The 18233-nt window shown below is 54.7% G+C and carries 16 protein-coding genes; 6 read left to right on the top strand and 10 right to left on the bottom strand.

Annotated features, from left to right (window positions below; all coding sequences use genetic code 11):
- Positions 1-36: 36 nt before the first annotated feature.
- The 5 genes from LF95_RS10710 to LF95_RS10730 form a co-directional block, all read right to left on the bottom strand.
- Positions 37-1608, bottom strand: a complete 1572-nt coding sequence (locus LF95_RS10710; protein WP_073955148.1) for an AmpG family muropeptide MFS transporter — start codon at positions 1606-1608, stop codon at positions 37-39.
- A gap of 172 nt (positions 1609-1780) precedes the next feature.
- Entirely contained in the window at positions 1781-3601 is a 1821-nt protein-coding gene (gene typA, locus LF95_RS10715; protein WP_073955149.1) for a translational GTPase TypA, read from the bottom strand.
- Between the two features lie 307 nt (positions 3602-3908).
- Positions 3909-4904 carry an adenosine kinase gene (locus LF95_RS10720; protein WP_073955150.1) on the bottom strand — a complete coding sequence of 332 codons (996 nt, stop codon included), beginning with the start codon at positions 4902-4904 and terminating at the stop codon, positions 3909-3911.
- 1015 nt (positions 4905-5919) lie between these two features.
- The gene (locus LF95_RS10725; protein WP_083607633.1) at positions 5920-6939 is read right to left on the bottom strand and encodes a SirB1 family protein; all 1020 of its coding nucleotides are present in this window, start codon (positions 6937-6939) and stop codon (positions 5920-5922) included.
- Between the two features lie 14 nt (positions 6940-6953).
- Complete coding sequence (locus tag LF95_RS10730; RefSeq protein ID WP_083607755.1) at positions 6954-7616, bottom strand: BON domain-containing protein; 663 nt, start codon at positions 7614-7616, stop codon at positions 6954-6956.
- A gap of 337 nt (positions 7617-7953) precedes the next feature.
- On the opposite strand from LF95_RS10730, the gene LF95_RS10735 reads away from it, so the two are divergent.
- On the top strand, positions 7954-8976 hold the full coding sequence (locus LF95_RS10735) for an aldo/keto reductase (RefSeq protein ID WP_073955151.1): 1023 nt from the start codon (positions 7954-7956) through the stop codon (positions 8974-8976).
- A 92-nt stretch (positions 8977-9068) separates the two neighbouring features.
- Here LF95_RS10735 and LF95_RS10740 read toward each other — a convergent pair whose 3' ends face one another.
- Positions 9069-9956, bottom strand: a complete 888-nt coding sequence (locus LF95_RS10740) for an AraC family transcriptional regulator (protein ID WP_073955152.1) — start codon at positions 9954-9956, stop codon at positions 9069-9071.
- Between the two features lie 39 nt (positions 9957-9995).
- On the opposite strand from LF95_RS10740, the gene LF95_RS10745 reads away from it, so the two are divergent.
- Positions 9996-10403, top strand: coding sequence for a DUF2000 family protein (locus tag LF95_RS10745; protein ID WP_073955153.1), 408 nt, complete (start codon positions 9996-9998; stop codon positions 10401-10403).
- A gap of 48 nt (positions 10404-10451) precedes the next feature.
- Here LF95_RS10745 and LF95_RS10750 read toward each other — a convergent pair whose 3' ends face one another.
- On the bottom strand, positions 10452-11069 hold the full coding sequence (locus LF95_RS10750; protein WP_215905678.1) for a TetR/AcrR family transcriptional regulator: 618 nt from the start codon (positions 11067-11069) through the stop codon (positions 10452-10454).
- 72 nt (positions 11070-11141) lie between these two features.
- Between LF95_RS10750 and LF95_RS10755 the strand changes: the two genes are divergently transcribed.
- A complete protein-coding gene (locus LF95_RS10755; RefSeq protein WP_073955155.1) occupies positions 11142-11687 on the top strand; it encodes a DinB family protein in 546 nt (181 codons plus the stop codon).
- On the opposite strand, the gene LF95_RS10760 is transcribed toward LF95_RS10755, so the two are convergent.
- Positions 11668-12060, bottom strand: a complete 393-nt coding sequence (locus LF95_RS10760) for a YraN family protein (protein ID WP_252509733.1) — start codon at positions 12058-12060, stop codon at positions 11668-11670. The two genes, LF95_RS10755 and LF95_RS10760, sit on opposite strands and share 20 nt — an antisense overlap.
- 5 nt (positions 12061-12065) lie before the next feature.
- Positions 12066-13079: a 16S rRNA (cytidine(1402)-2'-O)-methyltransferase gene (gene rsmI / locus LF95_RS10765; RefSeq protein WP_083607756.1), complete on the bottom strand. Its 1014-nt coding sequence runs from the start codon at positions 13077-13079 to the stop codon at positions 12066-12068.
- Between the two features lie 2 nt (positions 13080-13081).
- Here rsmI and LF95_RS10770 point away from each other — a divergent pair, with 2 nt between their 5' ends.
- Entirely contained in the window at positions 13082-14422 is a 1341-nt protein-coding gene (locus LF95_RS10770) for a penicillin-binding protein activator (protein WP_252509734.1), read from the top strand.
- A 46-nt stretch (positions 14423-14468) separates the two neighbouring features.
- On the opposite strand, the gene nth is transcribed toward LF95_RS10770, so the two are convergent.
- Entirely contained in the window at positions 14469-15110 is a 642-nt protein-coding gene (gene nth / locus LF95_RS10775; protein WP_073956188.1) for an endonuclease III, read from the bottom strand.
- Positions 15111-15424: 314 nt separating this feature from the next.
- Between nth and LF95_RS10780 the strand changes: the two genes are divergently transcribed.
- A complete protein-coding gene (locus tag LF95_RS10780) occupies positions 15425-15919 on the top strand; it encodes a DUF2244 domain-containing protein (protein WP_073956189.1) in 495 nt (164 codons plus the stop codon).
- A gap of 325 nt (positions 15920-16244) precedes the next feature.
- Positions 16245-18161, top strand: coding sequence for a molecular chaperone DnaK (dnaK, locus tag LF95_RS10785; RefSeq protein WP_073955157.1), 1917 nt, complete (start codon positions 16245-16247; stop codon positions 18159-18161).
- The last annotated feature ends 72 nt before the right edge of the window (positions 18162-18233 follow it).

Consider the following 18233-nt stretch of genomic DNA (forward strand, 5'->3'; position numbering starts at 1 on the left):
CGTTTTCCATTGTGATGAAAGCGTACATTCAGGGTTTTACCGGTTCGGGTTCTGGGCTTTTCGGGCTTTTGGATGTTCCACATCGGTTAGACGGCCTGCCAGAACCACCAGTACGAGAACCGGCAACCCCAGGATGGCCGTGCCAACGAAAAAGGCCTGGTAACCAACCGCATCAACGGCGGTACCTGAAAACCCGGCAATGACCTTGGGAAACAGGGTCATGATTGAACTGAAAATGGCATATTGCATGGCGGTAAAGGAAATGTTGGTCAGCCCGGACAGATAGGCGATAAAGGCCGCTGTTGCCAGCCCGCCGGAAAGGTTGTCGGCCATGATGACAACGGCAAACATCGCTGTATTGGCCGGAATTTGCGCCATGATCGCAAACAGGATATTCGTGACCGCCGATAGCAACGCGCCCAGAAACAGAACCCTGATCACGCCATAACGCACCGACAGAATCCCTCCCAGAAAGCTGCCGCAAATGGTCATGAACAGGCCAAAGGTTTTGGAAACCGCCGCGATCTCTTCCTTGGAGAAGCCGATATCGGTGTAAAACACATTTGCCATCACACCCATGACAATATCGGCAATGCGATAAAAACCGATCAGGGCCAAAACGATGATGGCGACCTTGCCGTAACGATCAATAAAGTCCTTTACCGGCGCAATATAGGTTTCGCGGACCATCTCGCGCGGTGTAATGCCGATCAGGGTGGTTAGCCAGGCGACACCTACTGCCAGCAGCACTGCAATGGCAAGCTGCAGGCTGCCGGTGATAAAACCGGCCAGTTCTTTGGTCATGCCCGTGGCAATGAAATTCTCCCTGAGCGGTGACATAGCGTTCCCGGCCCAGATATTGGCGGCAATAAAGGCAATAACCGTCAGGGCAAACATCAGCAGGAAGCGGATATAATCGCTGGTCTGGTGAAAATATTTGCTGTCTTTGCGGGGAACATCCGGTTCGCTGATCAAAAGGGTGGTTAAAACGCCCACACACATGGCCAGTGCCATGCAGCCATAGGCCACCCGCCAGGCCAGCGGCATATAGGCGCCATTGCCCTCTACCAGGCTGGCAATGGTCAGTGCCCCTGCACCGGCGACGATCATGCCAATACGATAACCGGCAATATAGGCGGAGCTCATCATTGCCTGCAAATCGGTATCGACCGCCTCGATGCGATAGGCATCAATGACAATATCCTGTGTCGCGGCTGAGAATCCCAGGGCAACGGCGGCAAAGGCCATCATGGTCAAGTGGTGGGCCGGGTCGGTCAGGCCCATCCACAGGATGGAAATGATAATGGCTGTTTGGGCGACAATCAGCCAGCTTCGCCGACGCCCCAGCGTGGCATGCAGGCCGGGCAGGGGCAGGCGGTCAATGATGGGGGCCCAGACAAATTTGAAGGAATAGCCCAGTGCTGCCCAGCTGAAATAGGTCACGGTGGCGCGTTCCACCCCGGCTTCACGCAGCCAGATCGACAGTGTCGAGAAAATCAGCAAAATGGGAATGCCTGCTGAAAACCCCAAAAACAGCATGGTAATCACCCGGCCATTGGTCAGGGCCATAAAGGCTTCGCCCCAGCTGCGTTTGGTATGGCTCTTCATTCTTCCCCCTGCATATCCGCCGGTTGCCTGCGATGGGCGACCTTATGGCGTTATCGGTTAAAGAATGCACAAAAGAAGGGTCGATTTCAGCCAAAAACATGGCGGCAACGCAAAAGGGCCCGTCATGTGACAGGCCCTTTCGTTTGTCTGGGAATGTAAAAACGCGACTGGATTATGCGTTTTCAGATTCTTTCTTGCGGCTTTCGCGCTTGCGGATATTCGGATCAAGGTGCAGCTTGCGAATACGGATGCTCTGCGGGGTCACTTCGACCAGTTCGTCGTTCTGGATGTAAGCAAGGGCTTCTTCCAGGCTCATCTGGCGCGGCGGGGTCAGGGTGATCGCATCATCCTTGCCCGATGCCCGAACGTTGGTCAGCTTTTTGCCCTTCAGGATGTTGACTTCCAGGTCGTTGTCACGGTTGTGTTCACCAATGACCATGCCCTGATAAACCCGTGCGCCCGGCTCAATAAACATTATGCCGCGATCTTCAAGACCCCAAAGCGCATAGGCAACCGCATCGCCCTGATCGTTAGAGATCAGAACGCCGTTACGACGGCCAGCAATGGCACCTTTGACCGGGCCATAGGAATGGAACACACGGTTCATAACGCCGGTACCACGGGTATCGGTCAGGAATTCACCATGATAGCCGATCAGGCCACGTGAGGGGGCAAGGAACAGAATACGGGTCTTGCCACCACCCGATGACCGCATGTCGGTCATTTCGGCTTTGCGCAGGCTCATTTTCTCAACGACGGAACCGGCATATTCTTCGTCAACGTCAACCTGAACTTCTTCAAACGGTTCAGACAGAACACCGTCGATTTCCTTGATCAGAACGCGCGGACGCGAGATCGACAGTTCATAGCCTTCGCGGCGCATGGTTTCGATCAGAACGCCCAACTGCAATTCGCCACGGCCGGCAACTTCGAAGGCATCCTTGTCTTCGGTTTCGGTCAGCTGAATGGCAATGTTGCCTTCAACTTCGCGTTCGAGACGCGAACGGATCATACGCGAGGTAACCTTGTCGCCTTCCTGGCCGGCCAGCGGCGAGTTGTTGACCGAGAAGGTCATCGCCAGGGTCGGCGGATCGATCGGCTGGCTTTTGATTGCGACTTTAACGTCGGCAGCACAGATGGTGTCGGCCACGGTGGCGTCGGTCAAACCGGCAATGGCGATAATGTCGCCTGCTTCGGCTTCTTCCTGCGGCACACGATCCAGACCCCGGAAACCCATCAGTTTCGACAGGCGGCCGGTTTCGACGGTGCCATCACCGCGCAGAACCTTAACCGGCATGTTCAGTTTGGCGCGGCCCTGTGCGATACGACCGGTCAGAATACGGCCCAGGAAGTTATCGGCATGCAGCATGGTTGCGATCATGGCGAACGGCGCGTCAACTTCGGCTTTGGGGGCCGGAACATAGTTGAGAACCAGATCCATCAGCGGGGTCAGGTTTTCTTTCGGGCCTTCGGGATTTTCAGCCGCCCAGCCATCACGACCCGATGCGTAAAGAACCGGGAAATCAAGCTGTTCTTCGTTGGCTTCCAGCGACACGAACAGATCGAAGATTTCGTCAAGTACTTCTTCAGCGCGCTGGTCCGGACGGTCGATCTTGTTGATGATCACAATCGGCTTCAGGCCAAGTTTCAGGGCTTTGCCCAGAACGAATTTGGTCTGCGGCATCGGCCCTTCAGCCGAGTCGACCAGCAGAACAACACCATCCACCATCGAGAGGATACGTTCAACTTCACCACCAAAATCGGCGTGGCCCGGTGTATCGACGATATTGATGCGGGTGTCGCCCCACTGAATGGCGGTCGGCTTTGCCATAATGGTAATGCCGCGTTCACGTTCCAGGTCATTGCTGTCCATGGCGCGTTCATCAACGCGCTGGTTGTCACGATAGACACCGGACTGACGGAACATGGAGTCAACCAGGGTTGTTTTACCGTGGTCAACGTGGGCGATAATGGCGATATTGCGCAAGTTCATGGGCGCGGACTCCGTATAACATGCCGCGCGCCGGTCGTACCGCCGCATCGGTCAGAAACAAGATTGGTCGATATATATATGGTGAAGGCAGGGTGCTGCTCGCCGGTGGCGGCGCATAACCTGCCTTGCAAATGCCAGAGTGCTTGATTTTTTAAAAATACAACACAGACGCCGGGTACATGCGCTATTGGCCGCAGATTGTCAATGCCTGGTAGCGTTGAAATGGCAGCCATGCGTCCGGCAATGGCGTATTTCTGCGGGACAGCCCCATTGTTGCTGTCCCGTGAAATTTCAGCGTTGCAACAGTTTAGGCCGGAATGGCCCCTTTGCAAAGCTCTTTCAGGTCGGCATCCGGGCGGGCGCCCATATGCGAAATGATTTCGGCCGCACAGATAGATCCCAGCCGCCCGCAGGTTGCCAGATCATAATTCTGGGTATAGCCAAACAGGAATCCGGAGGCAAACAGGTCGCCAGCACCGGTGGTATCAACGACCTTGTTGACCGGTTCGGCCGCAATTTCAATGACACTGTCACCCGAAACAATCACCGATCCCTTTTCGCTGCGGGTCAGGGCTGCGATCTTGCAATGGCGGCGTACTTCGGCCAGGGCCTCGTCAAATGTTTCGACCTCGTAAAGCGATTTGATTTCGTCTTCATTGGCAAAAAGAATATCGACATGGTTATGCACCAGATCACGGAAGGATTCGCGGTGACGGTCAACACAGAAGGAATCCGACAGTGTGATGGATACCTGGCGACCGGCTTCATGGGCGATTTTTGCGGCCAGAATAAAGGCTTCCTTGGCTTCGTCGCGGTCCCACAAATAACCTTCCATATATGTCACCTTGGCCGATTTGATCAGTTCGGCATCAATATCGTCGGGGCCAAGTTCGGTGCAGGCGCCCAGAAAGGTATTCATGGTGCGGTGCCCATCTGGGGTGACAAAAATCAGGCAACGCGCGGTTGATGTGCCCTTGCTGGCTGCTTTCGTGTCAAAGCTGACCCCCATTGCCCGAATGTCGTGGCGAAATACCTCACCAAGCTGGTCATCGCGGACCTTGCCAATATAGGCACCCTTGCCGCCCAGTGCTGCGATTCCGGCCATTGTATTGCCTGCAGACCCGCCCGACATTTCGATGCCAGGACCCATTTCCCCATAAAGGGCATCGGCGCGCCCGGCATCAATCAGGGTCATTGAATTTTTGACCAGTTCCAGACGTGCAAGGTCGTCTTCGGTGCAATGGGTCAAAACGTCAACAATGGCATTGCCGATGCCAACGACATCTACGGTGGGTTCGCTCATGTAAGATTCCTGCTGGTTGGGTATGGGCCGGCATCATCGCCGGGCAAGTTTTGCGGCAGTATAGTCGTTCAGGTTTGCCACGCAAGTTTTGCGACCATTGCCAGCGCGGGTGTATTGCTGATCGGATAAGGTGTTTACCTGCATATGCAGTTTTTGACGGCGTCGGTGGCAAAAATTATATCGGCTCATGTGCCATTCCGAGATGCTCCTGCCCGTCGGCACAGCCGAGCTGGATGGATAAAATGATCCACGAAAAATCGGCTGTTCTTCCCGCCCGAGACGGCAGAAATGCTGGATTTGCACCAGAGTATCAGAAATTGGCACGAGGGCGTCAAACAGGACGGTGCGCGGTAAAAATACGGCAAATTATAGGGGAATAAGCATCTTTCAGAGTTTTTGATGGGTAAAAAGAGCGATGATTTTATCAATTTTGGCCCCTTTACAGATTATACAAACCAGTTTGTACGTGATTAGATAGTTTTATTTAATTCAATAAAATATCTATATAGTGGTTATCAATTAACTCTATATGGGTATATCGGCGATATGGAGGCCGTTGAGATACATATTGGCGTGGCTTGCGCCAGATTGGGAGATTGGGTGCTTTGACAATTTTGTCGAAGCACCCTTGGGGGAATACGCGGCGAATACGCTTTGGGAGATGGCCTGCTTTTGGCGCGATATCGTTTCGATGTGGATATGAAATTGCGCTCGCTGCTTGTGTGCCGACCACATTGAGCGGGCATCATTCTGGCCGCCGGGATGAGGTGGAGACGGCATAAAAATATTGTGGAGGATTAAAGGGGCACCCGGCAGATCATACTTGTTGGCGGCTGTTTTTTTACTTCTGCGCGTTGGATCGGATGTCGGGATCAAGCTGCACGTTAGAACGAACTTCTGCCTGGTTGAGCTGCCATGTCATGCAGTAAAGGGCGTTTTTCGGGAAAAAACAGGTGATACATATTTGTATATGCCTGATTCATAAATGTATCAGCGGTGTTCAGATTTTTCAGGCTCAGGCCGGTGATGAATCATCGTGGGGCGGGGAGGCGGGCGATGATGTGCCATGTGGGGTGTTATCCAGGTCTGAAGCCCCGGTATTTTTGACCGGATGAAACGGGATAACGGTATCATCTGGCGTTTCATCGACTGTTTCCACCTTACCGGGTAAAATACCGGCAATCCTGTCGCGCAACTCGGCGGCGAGGGTTTTGATGCGCTGATGATGGCGCGGGTCGTGGTTGAGTTTCAGGAATTGCTCAAAGCAGGCCAGGGCCTTTTCATCATTGTTGAGGCGGGCGTGAAGGGTGCCGGCCTGGTGCCACAGGCCCGGTTCGTCGGGGGCGATGATCAGGCAGCGTTCGAGAATGGTAGTGGCATAGGCCAGATCACCGCTGCGCAGCGCGCGGACTTTAATGTTGTTTTGAAGCCGTAACAATATCGTGCGGTCAGTGGCCTCGCGGTAATGTTCGGGCTGCAATTCGGCATCAAGGCCCTGAAACGCCTTAAGCAATTCGCGCAGTTCCGCCGCCCCCAGAACAATGCCGTTATGGAACGGGTCCAACAGCACCCGCTCGCCATTGGCCTCAAGGCGCAACAGGAAATGGCCGGGAAAATCAATGCCCGTCATGTCCAGCCCGCAGCGCGCGGCGGCATGCAGATATAACAGGGCCAGAGCAACCGGCAGGCCGCGTTTGCGGTCGATCACGCACATCAGATTGGCGTTTTCGGTATCGTCGTAATTTTCCTCATCGCCCTGAAAGCCGTGATAACCGGGAATGACATTTTGCAGGGCAATGGCAAGGTCCATCACACGCGGCGGGGTGCCCTCCAGGGTGCTGGTATCGGCAATGGCGCGTTCAAGGTCTTCACAGATGTCGTCCAAACGGGAAAAATAGGCGGTGATGTCATTCTCCGGCCGGTCCAGGCTGGCCAGATAAAGGGCCGCCTCGGCTGCGGTTGCATCCGGATAGTCGCCTGCGGCATAGGATTTCAGCCAGTGCAGGACTGTTTCATGCCGTTCCGTATCAGTCATGACGCCTGTGATCTTTATGTCCTCTTGCGTGTGGGGTCGTCCTTGAGGCGGACGAAATTAACAACCCTTTTAACATAGCTGGTGGCCCGCACATGCGAAATAACCCGGTCAAGCTCGTCTTTGTTTTGGGCAATTCCCATCAGATATACGGTGCCGTCAACGGTTTCTATATTGTAGTTAATGGCATAAACGCGGCTGTCAAACATCAGCGCGGTTTTTATGCGGGTGCTGATCAAAAGATCGTTTGCCGTATCAATCAGGCCGACTTCCTTGCCGATCTGCAGTTTATTGATTACCCGTTTGACACCTTTGGTTTGCCAGGCAATTTCAACCGCCTTCATTTCGACGGCATCGCTGGGCACCCGACCGGCAAGAAGAACCTCGCCTTCAACCACCTCGATGTCGATATCGACAAACATGTCTTTGTCGACTTCCAGATATTTGCGCCACAAATTGGCGGTAATGGCATTGTCATTGACCGAGTTTTTAAAGCCGCGTTCCTGCATTGCGGCCACCCCGGCCGTGGCTCCGGCCCCGACCACCAGTGACGTGCAGCCCGTACTTGCCAAGAGGCCCGCGACCAAAAGCAGGCCACCGCAAATACGCTGCAGCCTATTGTGCCTTAGTGGTATTTTGCCCGGATCATGATGGTTGCCCGGTTTTGAAATTGAAATCATGGATTTGCCTGCCCACCCCATTTACATCCGTTACTATGCGCGATGGATATTAAAGAGTTTTAAAAATGGTGGCTGTTGCGAAACCATCATGCCAATTGGGGGCAACAGGGCGAAGTTTCGTCAGGATTCAGCGATGAAACAATAAAATGCGATCGTTGCCTGATCCTCCAACTGCTATTGCCAGCTTTGCATCGGGGCTTATTTTTCGGGTGGTATTTTAAATTTATGTGCTGGTTTACAGGGCCTGATGCGTTCGTCACCGCTTTTTAGACAACGGGCCTGTTTTGTCAGATGAACGGCACATCGTTCTTTTTCACGACCCGAAAGGACCGGACCAATGCAATATAACAAACTTGGAAAAACAGGGCTTTTTGTCTCCGAACTGTGCCTTGGCACCATGACCTTTGGCGGCCACGGCGACATGTGGCAGAAAATCGGTGCCGTTGGGCAAAAGGATGCGGATGACCTGGTGAAAACCGCGCTGGATGCCGGGATCAATTTTATCGATACCGCCAATGTCTATTCCGAAGGTCTGTCAGAAGAAATCACCGGTCAGGCCCTGAAAAACCTGGGTGTGCCCCGCGAGGACGTTGTTGTGGCGACAAAGGTTTTTGGCCGTATGGGCCGAAATGTCAATGCAACCGGGGCGTCGCGCTATCACATTATGGATCAGATCAAGGGCAGCCTGAAGCGGTTGCAGCTTGACCATATCGACCTATACCAAATTCACGGTTTTGATAGCGAAACCCCGATCGAGGAAACGCTGGATGCCCTTGATACGCTGGTGAAGCACGGGCATGTTAGGTATATCGGCGTTTCCAACTGGGCGGCCTGGCAGATCATGAAGGCGCTGGGCATTTCGGAACGGAAAAATCTGGCGCGGTTCGCCTCGCTTCAGGCCTATTACACATTGGCCGGACGGGACCTTGAGCGTGAAATTATCCCGCTTTTGAAATCCGAAAATGTGGGGCTGATGGTCTGGAGCCCGCTGGCAGGTGGTTTGTTAAGTGGTAAATATGACCGCAACAACGAAACCGATGGCGAAGGCCGCCGGGCAAATTTTGATTTTCCGCCCGTTAATCGTGACCGCGCCTATGATTGCATTGATGCGATGCGGGTCGTCGCCAAGGCCCATGATTGCAGTGTCGCCCAGATAGCCCTTGCCTGGCTTCTGCACCAGCAGGCTGTGACCAGCGTGATTGTCGGGGCAAAGCGCGTTGATCAGCTGGAAGATAATATCAAGGCAACCGGCATCAAGCTGACCGGCGCGGACCTGGAGGCGCTCGATCAGGTCAGTGCCCTACCGTCAGAATATCCAGGCTGGATGCTGGAACGTCAGGGCGCTTATCGCAAGGGTTGATCAAATCCTGTGTTCGGCAAATTAACCTCATGGACGACCGGCAGAGTACGCATCTGCCGGTTTTCTTTTGGCTGCCGCAGGGGAAAGGGGCGTTATTTACTGTCATGTCGTGTTAAAAGCTGCGGGCGGATCATGTCGGCCCAGCGGCCCGGCGTAATGCCAAAGGCCTGTTTGAAGTGGCGGTTGAGATGGCTTTGATCGGCAAATCCGGTATCGGTTGCAATCCCGGCAAGCGGTTCGCCCTGTGCAATCAGGGTTTTGGCCTGTTGCAGGCGGCGCATCACCAAAAAGCGATGCGGGGTGGTGGCATAACAGGCCTTGAATTGCCGGATCAATGTATAGCGGTCCAGTCCGGTAACATCTTCCAGATCGGTGGAAGTGATGGTGTCGGCTGTGTTGGCTTCAAGAAAGTCGCGCGCCCGTGCAAGCCGGGGAAAGGCCAGTTTTTTGCTGCGGCGAATCGGTTGTTTGGCATGGCGGCACAGGCCCTCCGCCACGGAACAGACAAACTGGTCAATCAGCAATTCATCAATATCGCTGTCCAGATGGGCCAGCATTTCAAGCAATGTGGCAGAGAGGGCGGCGTCAGAAAAAACCGGCTGGGCAACAAAGGGCAGGCCGGGGGCATTTTCGCCCAGACCGCGCCATAACAGGGCCGGGTCGAGATAGAGCATGCGATAGCGCAAACCGGCCTCGGTCCCGGCGCCGCCATCATGGGTTTCATCAGGATGCAGGACGATGATGTTGCCAGGCTGGCTAAATTGTTTGGCACCCCGATAGGAAAATGTTTGCACCCCATGCAGGGTCACACCCAGCGCATAGGTATCGTGGCGATGGGGAGCAAACATGTCGCCGTAAAACTGGGCTTCGATCCGTTCAATGCCGGGCAGGGCCGGGGCGGTTAAAAATCGTTCCCGAACAGTCTGGTTGCACAAACGTTCAATACCGCCGGTATCGGGGGAGGTTAAAAGCGTGGTCATTCTTTTCCCCTTTCACCTTTCATGCGGAATATGACGTTCATGTTTGATACCAAAGTTGCCATCGTCCTGCGCAATGACCTGCAAAGCTGGCAGGCCCTGAATGTGACCGCCTTTTTGATGAGCGGCATCATTGCGAAATTTCCCGAAATCATCGGCGAAGATTATGTGGACCGCAATGGCAATAAATACAATCCCATGTCAATGCAGCCCGCCATCGTGCTGGCTGCCGACCCGGCCACGATGGGTAAAATCCATAACCGGATTATCGAGCGCGAAGTACCTGCATCCGTTTATATCGAGGAAATGTTTGCCACTGGCCATGATGCCGCCAATCGCGCGGTTTTTGGCCAGTTCGCGCCTGATGACGCCAAGGTGGTGGGCATTGCTCTGCGGGCGGAAAAACGGGTGGCTGATAAAATCACCAAAGGGGCCAAAATGCACCCGTGATAGTTTGTCGTATTATCATATAAAATGCCGCTGCTCGTTTCTGACGGATTATTGTTTGATATAGGCGATGATCATTTTGACAAGCTGGTGTTTGATTTCCGGCTGGTTCAGGGTGCCGCGCCGGGCAGCATTATGGATGACACCATCAATGGCGTCCGAAATGATTCGGGCGCCAAGCTGGGCTGAGACAGTATCTTTGGATGACTGGTAGCTGCAAACGGCCCGTTCATAATAGCCAAGATATTCCTGTTCAAAGGCGCTGTCGGGGTTTCGGAAAGTGTCGGAAAACGGGGCTTCGTCCAGCAATACCCGGTGCAGACCGGGATTGATGCTGTGAATGGCAATGATGTTGCTGACAAGTTCTTCAACAAAAACCGGCAGGGGTTTTGCGGTGGCCGTTACGTTTCTGAGCACACTAAGGCAGTCTGCCAGATGCCGCTCGCGGATCGCATCAATCAGCGAGAGCTTGTCGGGAAAATACTGATACAGCGACCCGATGCTGACACCGGCAACCTCTGCCACCCTGTTGGTGGTAAAGCCCGCCCATCCCTGATCGGCCAGAATACGAGCAGCAGCGATGACAATCGTTTCCACCGTAGCCCGGGATCGCGCCTGGCGCGGCTGTTTGAGCATAGGGGTATCGGGTTTTTGAACGCGAGTAGACAAGCCATGCTCCCTGTTTAAAATATAAACAGATTGCTCACATTTTATCATCAGTCAAGTTGGGAGACGTCAGGGATGTGCGGTTTTTTGCATCGGCTTGTGCAATATCAGGCCTGGGCCAATGCGGCATTTTTTGATCAGATGGCAAAGGTGGATCGCGAAACATATGGTCTGACCTTTGGCGATGCCCTGCGCCTGATGAGCCATTGTTATGTGGTGGCGGATATATTTTCCGCCCACCTTACAGGCCGGAAGCACGGTTACGAGACCGACATGATGACCAACATGCCGACATTGGAAGATTTGTGCGATAAAATGGCCCGGATTGATCAGTGGTATATGGATTATAGCCACGATCTGACACCGGATGCGGGGGCGGAGAAACTGGCCTTTCGTTTTACCGATGGTGACCCGGGATATATGTCCCGCACGGAAATGATCATCCATGTCGTGCTGCATGGCGGGTACCATCGTGGCGAAATTGGACAGTTTTTAAAGCTGGCCTCGGTTATGCCGCCCTGGGATACTTTTGCGGTTTTTACCCATCAGGATGATCCACACCTCCGTGAACAGGGACGTGCCGTTGGCTTGAAAGAGGCCGTTATCCCATCCAGACATTGATATGATGGTGAATGCGGCCTTTGGGGCTGACGGTCATGACGTCCATGCGCATATCGCCCGCATGCCCGGTGCGGGCGGCAAAGGCCTGCAGGCTTTGCGCTATGCGGCCCTGCTGGCGCGGGGAGATGGCAAACAGGGCATCGGTGCGGGTTTTGCGGTATTTAACCTCGATTGCGACAAGCACATTTGCTTTGCGCGCCAGAATATCAATTTCGCCGCCCGGCCCGCGATAGCGCCGGGCGAGAATGCGATAGCCCTTTATTCTCAGCCAGAAACAACACAGGCTTTCGGCAAACCGACCGGATCGCTCCGCCCGGACGCGGGGGGCCTGAGCGTGGTTCTGTGGGGCGGGGCGTTTGGGTGCCATGCCCATGATTGTTATTTATCCTGCCCCAGTTCCAGGGCGCGATTATAAAGGTCGCGTTTTTTAAGGCCGGTTTCGCGTGCCAGAATATCGGCGGCATCCTTGGTGCGGTGGTTTTGCAGAAGGTCGCGCAGGCGGTCGTCAATATCCTCGGCGGTGGGATCGTTGGACCCGGCCGGGGCCGGACCCACCACAATCACAACTTCGCCTTTGGGGGCACCGGCTTCGTCATAATGGGCGGCCAGATCGCCCAGGGTGCCGGGGCGGACTTCCTCGAACATTTTGGTCAGTTCGCGGGTGACGGCAGCGGGGCGGCTGGCCCCCAGGCAGTCGGCCATGTCGCGCAGCGATGCGGCAAGTCGTTTGGGGCTTTCAAGAAAAATCAGCGAGCCGGGAATGGGGGCAAAGCGGGTCAGTTCCTTTTGCCGTGCCATCGATTTGGGCGGCAGGAAACCGGCATAGAAAAAATGGTCGCTGGGCAGGCCTGATAAAATCAGCGCGACAATCGGGGAACAAGCTCCGGGGGCTGTCGTTACGGTATAGCCTGTCGCCTGACAGTCGCGCACCAGTTTGTAACCCGGATCATTGATCAACGGGGTTCCGGCATCGGAGATCAGGGCAATGGCCTGGCCTTTGCCCAGCCTGTCCATGATTTCCGGGCGCATTTTTTCGGCGTTATGTTCGTGATAGGCAATGCGTTTGGTCTTTATGCCAAAACGTGACAGAAGCTTGCCTGATGTGCGGGTGTCCTCGCACAAAATAATTTCGGCCCTTTTAAGGATATCGACCGCACGAAACGTAATATCGCCCAAATTTCCGATTGGAGTAGCAACCAGATAGAGCCCGGCCGATAATGGCAGGGTTTTGTCATTCCCTGTTTGATCCGGTTTACTTGCCGGATCGCCCGCATTACCCTGCGAAGATATAACGCCATTGGGAGGTGAAGAGAGTGGGTTTTCCGAGACTTCATCCGTCTGCGACGAGGAACGGGAATTCGGCGTGGCGCCGGTTTGCGTGCCGGACGGCATCTGTGTTGGTCCTTTCGCTGGGGCTGGGCGCGTGCAGTACCGACCTGACTAACACGGATTCAAATCGTGAGCTAGCGCCTGTTGTCACCAATAATGGCCCGGATGCGGCCACACGGGCCCCCAACCAGGGCCTGATCGGTGAACCCAGCCCGTTTGATGGTATGCCCGGTGACGGGCAGGTGCTTTCGGGTATTTATAATGATGAAGCGGCCACCACCGATAAACGGGTAGCCCTGCTGTTGCCGCTATCTGGCCCGCACGGGGATTTGGGCCGGGCGATGCGCCATGCCGCCGAACTGGCCCTGTTTGATGCCGCCGGTGATGATTTTGTTTTAATGCCGATTGATACCGAAGCCACCTATGAAGGCGGGCGTCTGGCAGCACAAAAAGCGATTAATGCCGGGGCCAAACTGATTTTGGGGCCGTTATTTTCAGACTCGGTCAATGGCGCTGGCGAAATTGCCAAACAGGCCAATGTGCCGGTTTTGTCCTTTTCCAACAATATCCGTGCCGCCGAGCCCGGTGTGTGGGTCAATGGCCTGTCGCCAGAAGACCAGATCAAACGGGCGGCAGCCTATGCAGTTAGCCAGGGCAAATACAATTTTGCCGCCCTGCTGCCGCAAAATGATTACGGTCGGCAGATTTCATCCTCGCTGGACCGGATTGTGACCGCAGCGGGTGGACGTCTGGGCCAGGTGGCGTTTTATCAGCCCGGCAGCGATTCGATGGAACAAACGGTGAAGGACTTTGCCGAATATAACCAGCGCCATGCTGCCCTGGTATCGCGCAAAGCCCAGTTACAGGCTGATGGCTCCAGCGCATCGCAGCGTGCCCTGCGGCGGCTGGCCGGGCTTGATACCCTGGGCGACCCGGATTTTAACGCCCTGATCCTGCCTGCAACAGGCGGGGAATTGCGCCAGGTTTCGGCCTTGCTGGCCTATTTCGATGTTGATTCGTCGTCGGTGCAATATATTGGCACCTTTGGCTGGAATGATCCGGGCCTGTTTAGCGAACCGGCATTGAATGGTGGTATTTTCGCCGCCCCGGAACCGGGCAACTGGCAGGCCTTTTCAACGCGCTATCGTAAAACATTTGGCGGCGAACCGCCGCGTATTGCCAGTCTGGCCTATGACAGCGCGGCCCTTGCCGCTGTGCTGGCAGGGACGGAACAGGGCATTACGATGGATGGTTTGACCAACCCAACCGGGTTTTCCGGCATTGATGGTGTTTTCCGCCTGACTGCCGATGGCCGAACCCAGCGGGGTTATGCCGTGATGCAAATCTCGCGCAGTGGGGCCAAAATGGTCAGCCCGGCACCGGCCGCGTTTGATGCGGTGTTTTGATGAGGCCGTGATCAACAGTTTGAATGTTTGACAGGCACCCGCCCGGTTATTCCGCGGCGGGTGTTTTGTCTTTGAAATTGCAAAGATCGGCGACAATGCAGTCCGGGCAGCGCGGGGTGCGCGCTTTGCAGATATAACGGCCATGCAGGATCATCCAGTGATGGGAATGCTGGATAAATTTGGCCGGTATTTTCTTTTGCAGGGCCTTTTCCACGGCAAGGGGTGTTTTGCCCTTGGCCATGCCGGTGCGGTTGCTAAGCCGGAAGATATGGGTATCAACCGCAATGGTTGGTTCGCCAAAGGCGATATTGCGCACAACATTTGCCGTTTTACGGCCCACACCGGGCAATTCTTCCAGTGCCTCCTGGTCATTGGGCACGACACCGTTATGTTTATCTACCAGTATTTGGGCTGCCGCCATGATGTTTTTGGCCTTGCCGCGATAAAGGCCAATGGTGCGAACATGGCTGATCAGGGCGTCTTCACCAAGGTCGAGCATATCCTGCGGGGTGGCGACAATTTCAAACAGCTTTTTGGTCGCCTTGTTAACTCCGACATCGGTGGCCTGGGCTGACAGGGCGACGGCGACCAGCAAGGTGTAAACATTGGTGTAATCCAGCTCGCCTTTCGGTTCCGGGTCGGCATCGGACAGGCGCTGGAAGAATTCTTCTATGGCGGCTTTGCTCATCGGGCGGGACATCGGGATCTCTGCTGTTTGATATGGGCGCGGGTTTGGGCCGGTATTGTTTGATTGTTTATTGCGTATTTATAAGCCTGGAAAAAGCACAGGTCGATTTTTGTTTGTGATCAGGCTGGAGTGATTCCAAAATTCGCGGCATCATGGAGCCGTGACCCCGGTTGTTTTTCCTGTGCGTGGGAACATATTGCAACATGCGCCGCGTGATCACGCCCGATCCTGCCGCTTGCGATTTTGTCATTGTGCGACAGGGATGGTCCTTTGGGGCTTTTGGCGGGCGATGTTTGGCGCAGGACATTAAAACAATGCCAAGACTGCCGCGAACCGAAAAACCGGTTTTCAAAACCGACTTGCATCCGCAACGCTCGCTCACCCGGCGTGGTGCGCGCAGGCTTGTTTGGTGTATTGGCGGGGTGACATCGTCGCTGGGGTTGCTGTTCTGGTCGATGGGGGCCTGGCCGATTGCGGGTTTCATGGGGCTGGATGTGGCGTTGCTGTCTTTTGCCTTTCATATGAATTTTGAGGCCGCGCGCTGTGGCGAAATGATTGAATTGCGCCGCAGTGTGTTACGGCTGACCCGTATTTCGGTGCGCGGAGAGCGCGAGGAGTTTGATTTCCAGACCTACTGGTTACAGGTGATTTTGATGCCGCGTGATGAAACGCGCCACAGGCTGATTTTACGCAGTCACGGGCGCGAGGTGGAGATTGCCCCGTTTTTGGGGGAAGACGCCAAACAGGAACTGGCGCAAACCCTGCGCGAGAAGCTTCTGATTTGCCGCAATGGCGTGTCATCGGTATAGGAAGACGTAATCTGGGCGCGATCACAGGCCATTAGCCTGCCCTAAGGGAAAGCGTGATATTGTGGGGATAATGGCCGGAAAGATGCCGCCAGGACCCTGCTTTTGGGGCAAGTTGTGACAGTCCCGGGGCAGTTTGCGATAAAAAAACCGTCAAAAATCCACATTTTGACGGCTTGCGACTTTGTTTTGACTTTCATATATAGGTGCGCGGGGTAATTGCCCCGTGTATAACACGTTATTACAACCAATTGGTCCCAGGAGGTCCTGCGCGGCGCTTCAAGGCGAAGGCTGCGGGACGGGCCGGCCGCTAAAAGAGGAACGAATTATGGGCAAGATTATCGGTATTGACCTTGGCACCACCAACTCCTGCGTTGCAGTGATGGATGGTAAGGAAGGCCGGGTTATTGAGAATAGTGAAGGGGCACGTACCACCCCGTCGATGGTGGCATTTACCAATGATGGTGAGCGCCTTGTGGGTCAGCCGGCAAAACGCCAGGCCGTGACCAACCCGGAAAACACCCTGTTTGCGATTAAGCGCCTGATCGGCCGCCGCATGGGGGACCCGGAAGTTGAAAAAGACAAAGACCTTGTGCCGTACAAAATCATCGGTGGTGAAAACGGCGACGCATGGGTTGAAGTCAATGGCGAGAAAATGGCCCCGAGCCAGATTTCCGCGATGATCCTGCAGAAGATGAAAGAAACCGCCGAAGCCCATCTGGGTGAGCCGGTCACCGAAGCGGTGATTACCGTTCCTGCATATTTCAACGATTCGCAGCGTCAGGCCACCAAGGATGCCGGTAAAATTGCCGGTCTGGAAGTCAAGCGTATCATCAACGAACCGACCGCTGCGGCCCTGGCTTATGGCCTGGACAAAAAAGAAGGCGGCACCGTTGTTGTGTATGACCTTGGCGGTGGGACGTTTGACGTCTCGGTTCTGGAAATCGGCGATGGCGTTTTTGAAGTTAAATCAACCAATGGTGATACTTTCCTTGGTGGTGAAGACTTCGACAAACAGATCATTGATTACCTGGCGGACGAGTTCAAAAAAGAACAGCAGATCGACCTTCGCAAGGACCGTTTGGCCCTGCAGCGCCTGAAAGAGGCTGCTGAAAAAGCCAAGATCGAACTGTCGTCCTCGATGCAGACCGAAGTAAACTTGCCGTTCATCACCGCTGACCAGTCCGGTCCGAAGCACCTGAATGTCAAACTCAGCCGTGCGAAACTGGAAGCCCTGGTTGGCGACCTGATTGATCGGACCATCACGCCGTGTAAGGCCGCGCTGAAGGATGCCGGTATTTCGGCTGGTGAAATTGATGACGTGATCCTGGTTGGCGGCATGACCCGTATGCCGAAGGTCCAGGAACGCGTTAAGGAATTCTTTGGCCGTGAGCCGCACAAAGGTGTGAACCCGGACGAAGTTGTGGCACTTGGTGCTGCCATTCAGGGTGGTGTCTTGCAGGGTGACGTCAAAGACGTTCTGCTGCTTGACGTGACCCCGCTGTCGCTGGGTATTGAAACCCTTGGCGGCGTGTTCACCCGCCTGATCGACCGGAACACCACCATTCCGACCCGCAAGTCGCAGACTTTCTCGACCGCGGAAGACAACCAGACGGCTGTGACCATCCGCGTGTTCCAGGGTGAACGCGAAATGGCTGCAGACAACAAGATGCTGGGTCAGTTTGATCTGGTTGGCCTGCCGACCGCGCCGCGTGGCGTACCGCAGATTGAAGTCACCTTTGACATTGATGCCAACGGTATCGTTAATGTGTCGGCCAAGGACAAGGCGACCAACAAGGAACAGCAGATTCGCATTCAGGCATCTGGCGGTCTGTCGGATGATGAAATCGAAAAGATGGTCAAGGATGCGGAATCCAATGCCGAAGGCGATAAAAAGCGCAAGGCACTGGTCGAAGCCCGCAACCAGGCTGAAGCCATCATCCATTCGACCGAAAAGAACCTGGCCGAACATGGTGACAAGGTTGATGCCAACACCAAGTCGATGATCGAAGACGCTCTGGCTGCCCTGAAGGAAGCCAAGGACGGTGATGATCCTGAAGCCATCAATGCCAAGGTCAATGAGTTGCAGCAGGCTTCGATGAAGCTTGGTGAAGCCATGTATCAGGCACAGCAGGCCGAAGCTGGCGATGCCGCCGATGCCGGTGCGTCTGCCGAAGGCAAGGCTGATGATGGTGTTGTCGATGCTGACTTTGAAGAAGTCGATGACAGCAAAAAAGACAAGTAAGACGACCGGTGCGGTCGTCATGCACGCCGCCCTGTAACTCGTGACGGGCCGTTCAGCACTCATAATAACTTA

The organism is Thalassospira sp. TSL5-1 (assembly GCF_001907695.1).
Classification (GTDB): Bacteria; Pseudomonadota; Alphaproteobacteria; order Rhodospirillales; family Thalassospiraceae; genus Thalassospira.

Coding starts and splice junctions, on each gene's coding strand:
- LF95_RS10710 (WP_073955148.1), bottom strand. CDS start 1,608: ATGAAGAGCCATACCAAACGCAGCTGGGGCGAAGCCTTTATGGCCCTG.
- typA (WP_073955149.1), bottom strand. CDS start 3,601: ATGAACTTGCGCAATATCGCCATTATCGCCCACGTTGACCACGGTAAA.
- LF95_RS10720 (WP_073955150.1), bottom strand. CDS start 4,904: ATGAGCGAACCCACCGTAGATGTCGTTGGCATCGGCAATGCCATTGTT.
- LF95_RS10725 (WP_083607633.1), bottom strand. CDS start 6,939: ATGACTGATACGGAACGGCATGAAACAGTCCTGCACTGGCTGAAATCC.
- LF95_RS10730 (WP_083607755.1), bottom strand. CDS start 7,616: ATGATTTCAATTTCAAAACCGGGCAACCATCATGATCCGGGCAAAATA.
- LF95_RS10735 (WP_073955151.1), top strand. CDS start 7,954: ATGCAATATAACAAACTTGGAAAAACAGGGCTTTTTGTCTCCGAACTG.
- LF95_RS10740 (WP_073955152.1), bottom strand. CDS start 9,956: ATGACCACGCTTTTAACCTCCCCCGATACCGGCGGTATTGAACGTTTG.
- LF95_RS10745 (WP_073955153.1), top strand. CDS start 9,996: ATGTTTGATACCAAAGTTGCCATCGTCCTGCGCAATGACCTGCAAAGC.
- LF95_RS10755 (WP_073955155.1), top strand. CDS start 11,142: ATGTGCGGTTTTTTGCATCGGCTTGTGCAATATCAGGCCTGGGCCAAT.
- LF95_RS10760 (WP_252509733.1), bottom strand. CDS start 12,060: ATGGGCATGGCACCCAAACGCCCCGCCCCACAGAACCACGCTCAGGCC.
- rsmI (WP_083607756.1), bottom strand. CDS start 13,079: ATGCCGTCCGGCACGCAAACCGGCGCCACGCCGAATTCCCGTTCCTCG.
- nth (WP_073956188.1), bottom strand. CDS start 15,110: ATGAGCAAAGCCGCCATAGAAGAATTCTTCCAGCGCCTGTCCGATGCC.
- LF95_RS10780 (WP_073956189.1), top strand. CDS start 15,425: ATGCCAAGACTGCCGCGAACCGAAAAACCGGTTTTCAAAACCGACTTG.
- dnaK (WP_073955157.1), top strand. CDS start 16,245: ATGGGCAAGATTATCGGTATTGACCTTGGCACCACCAACTCCTGCGTT.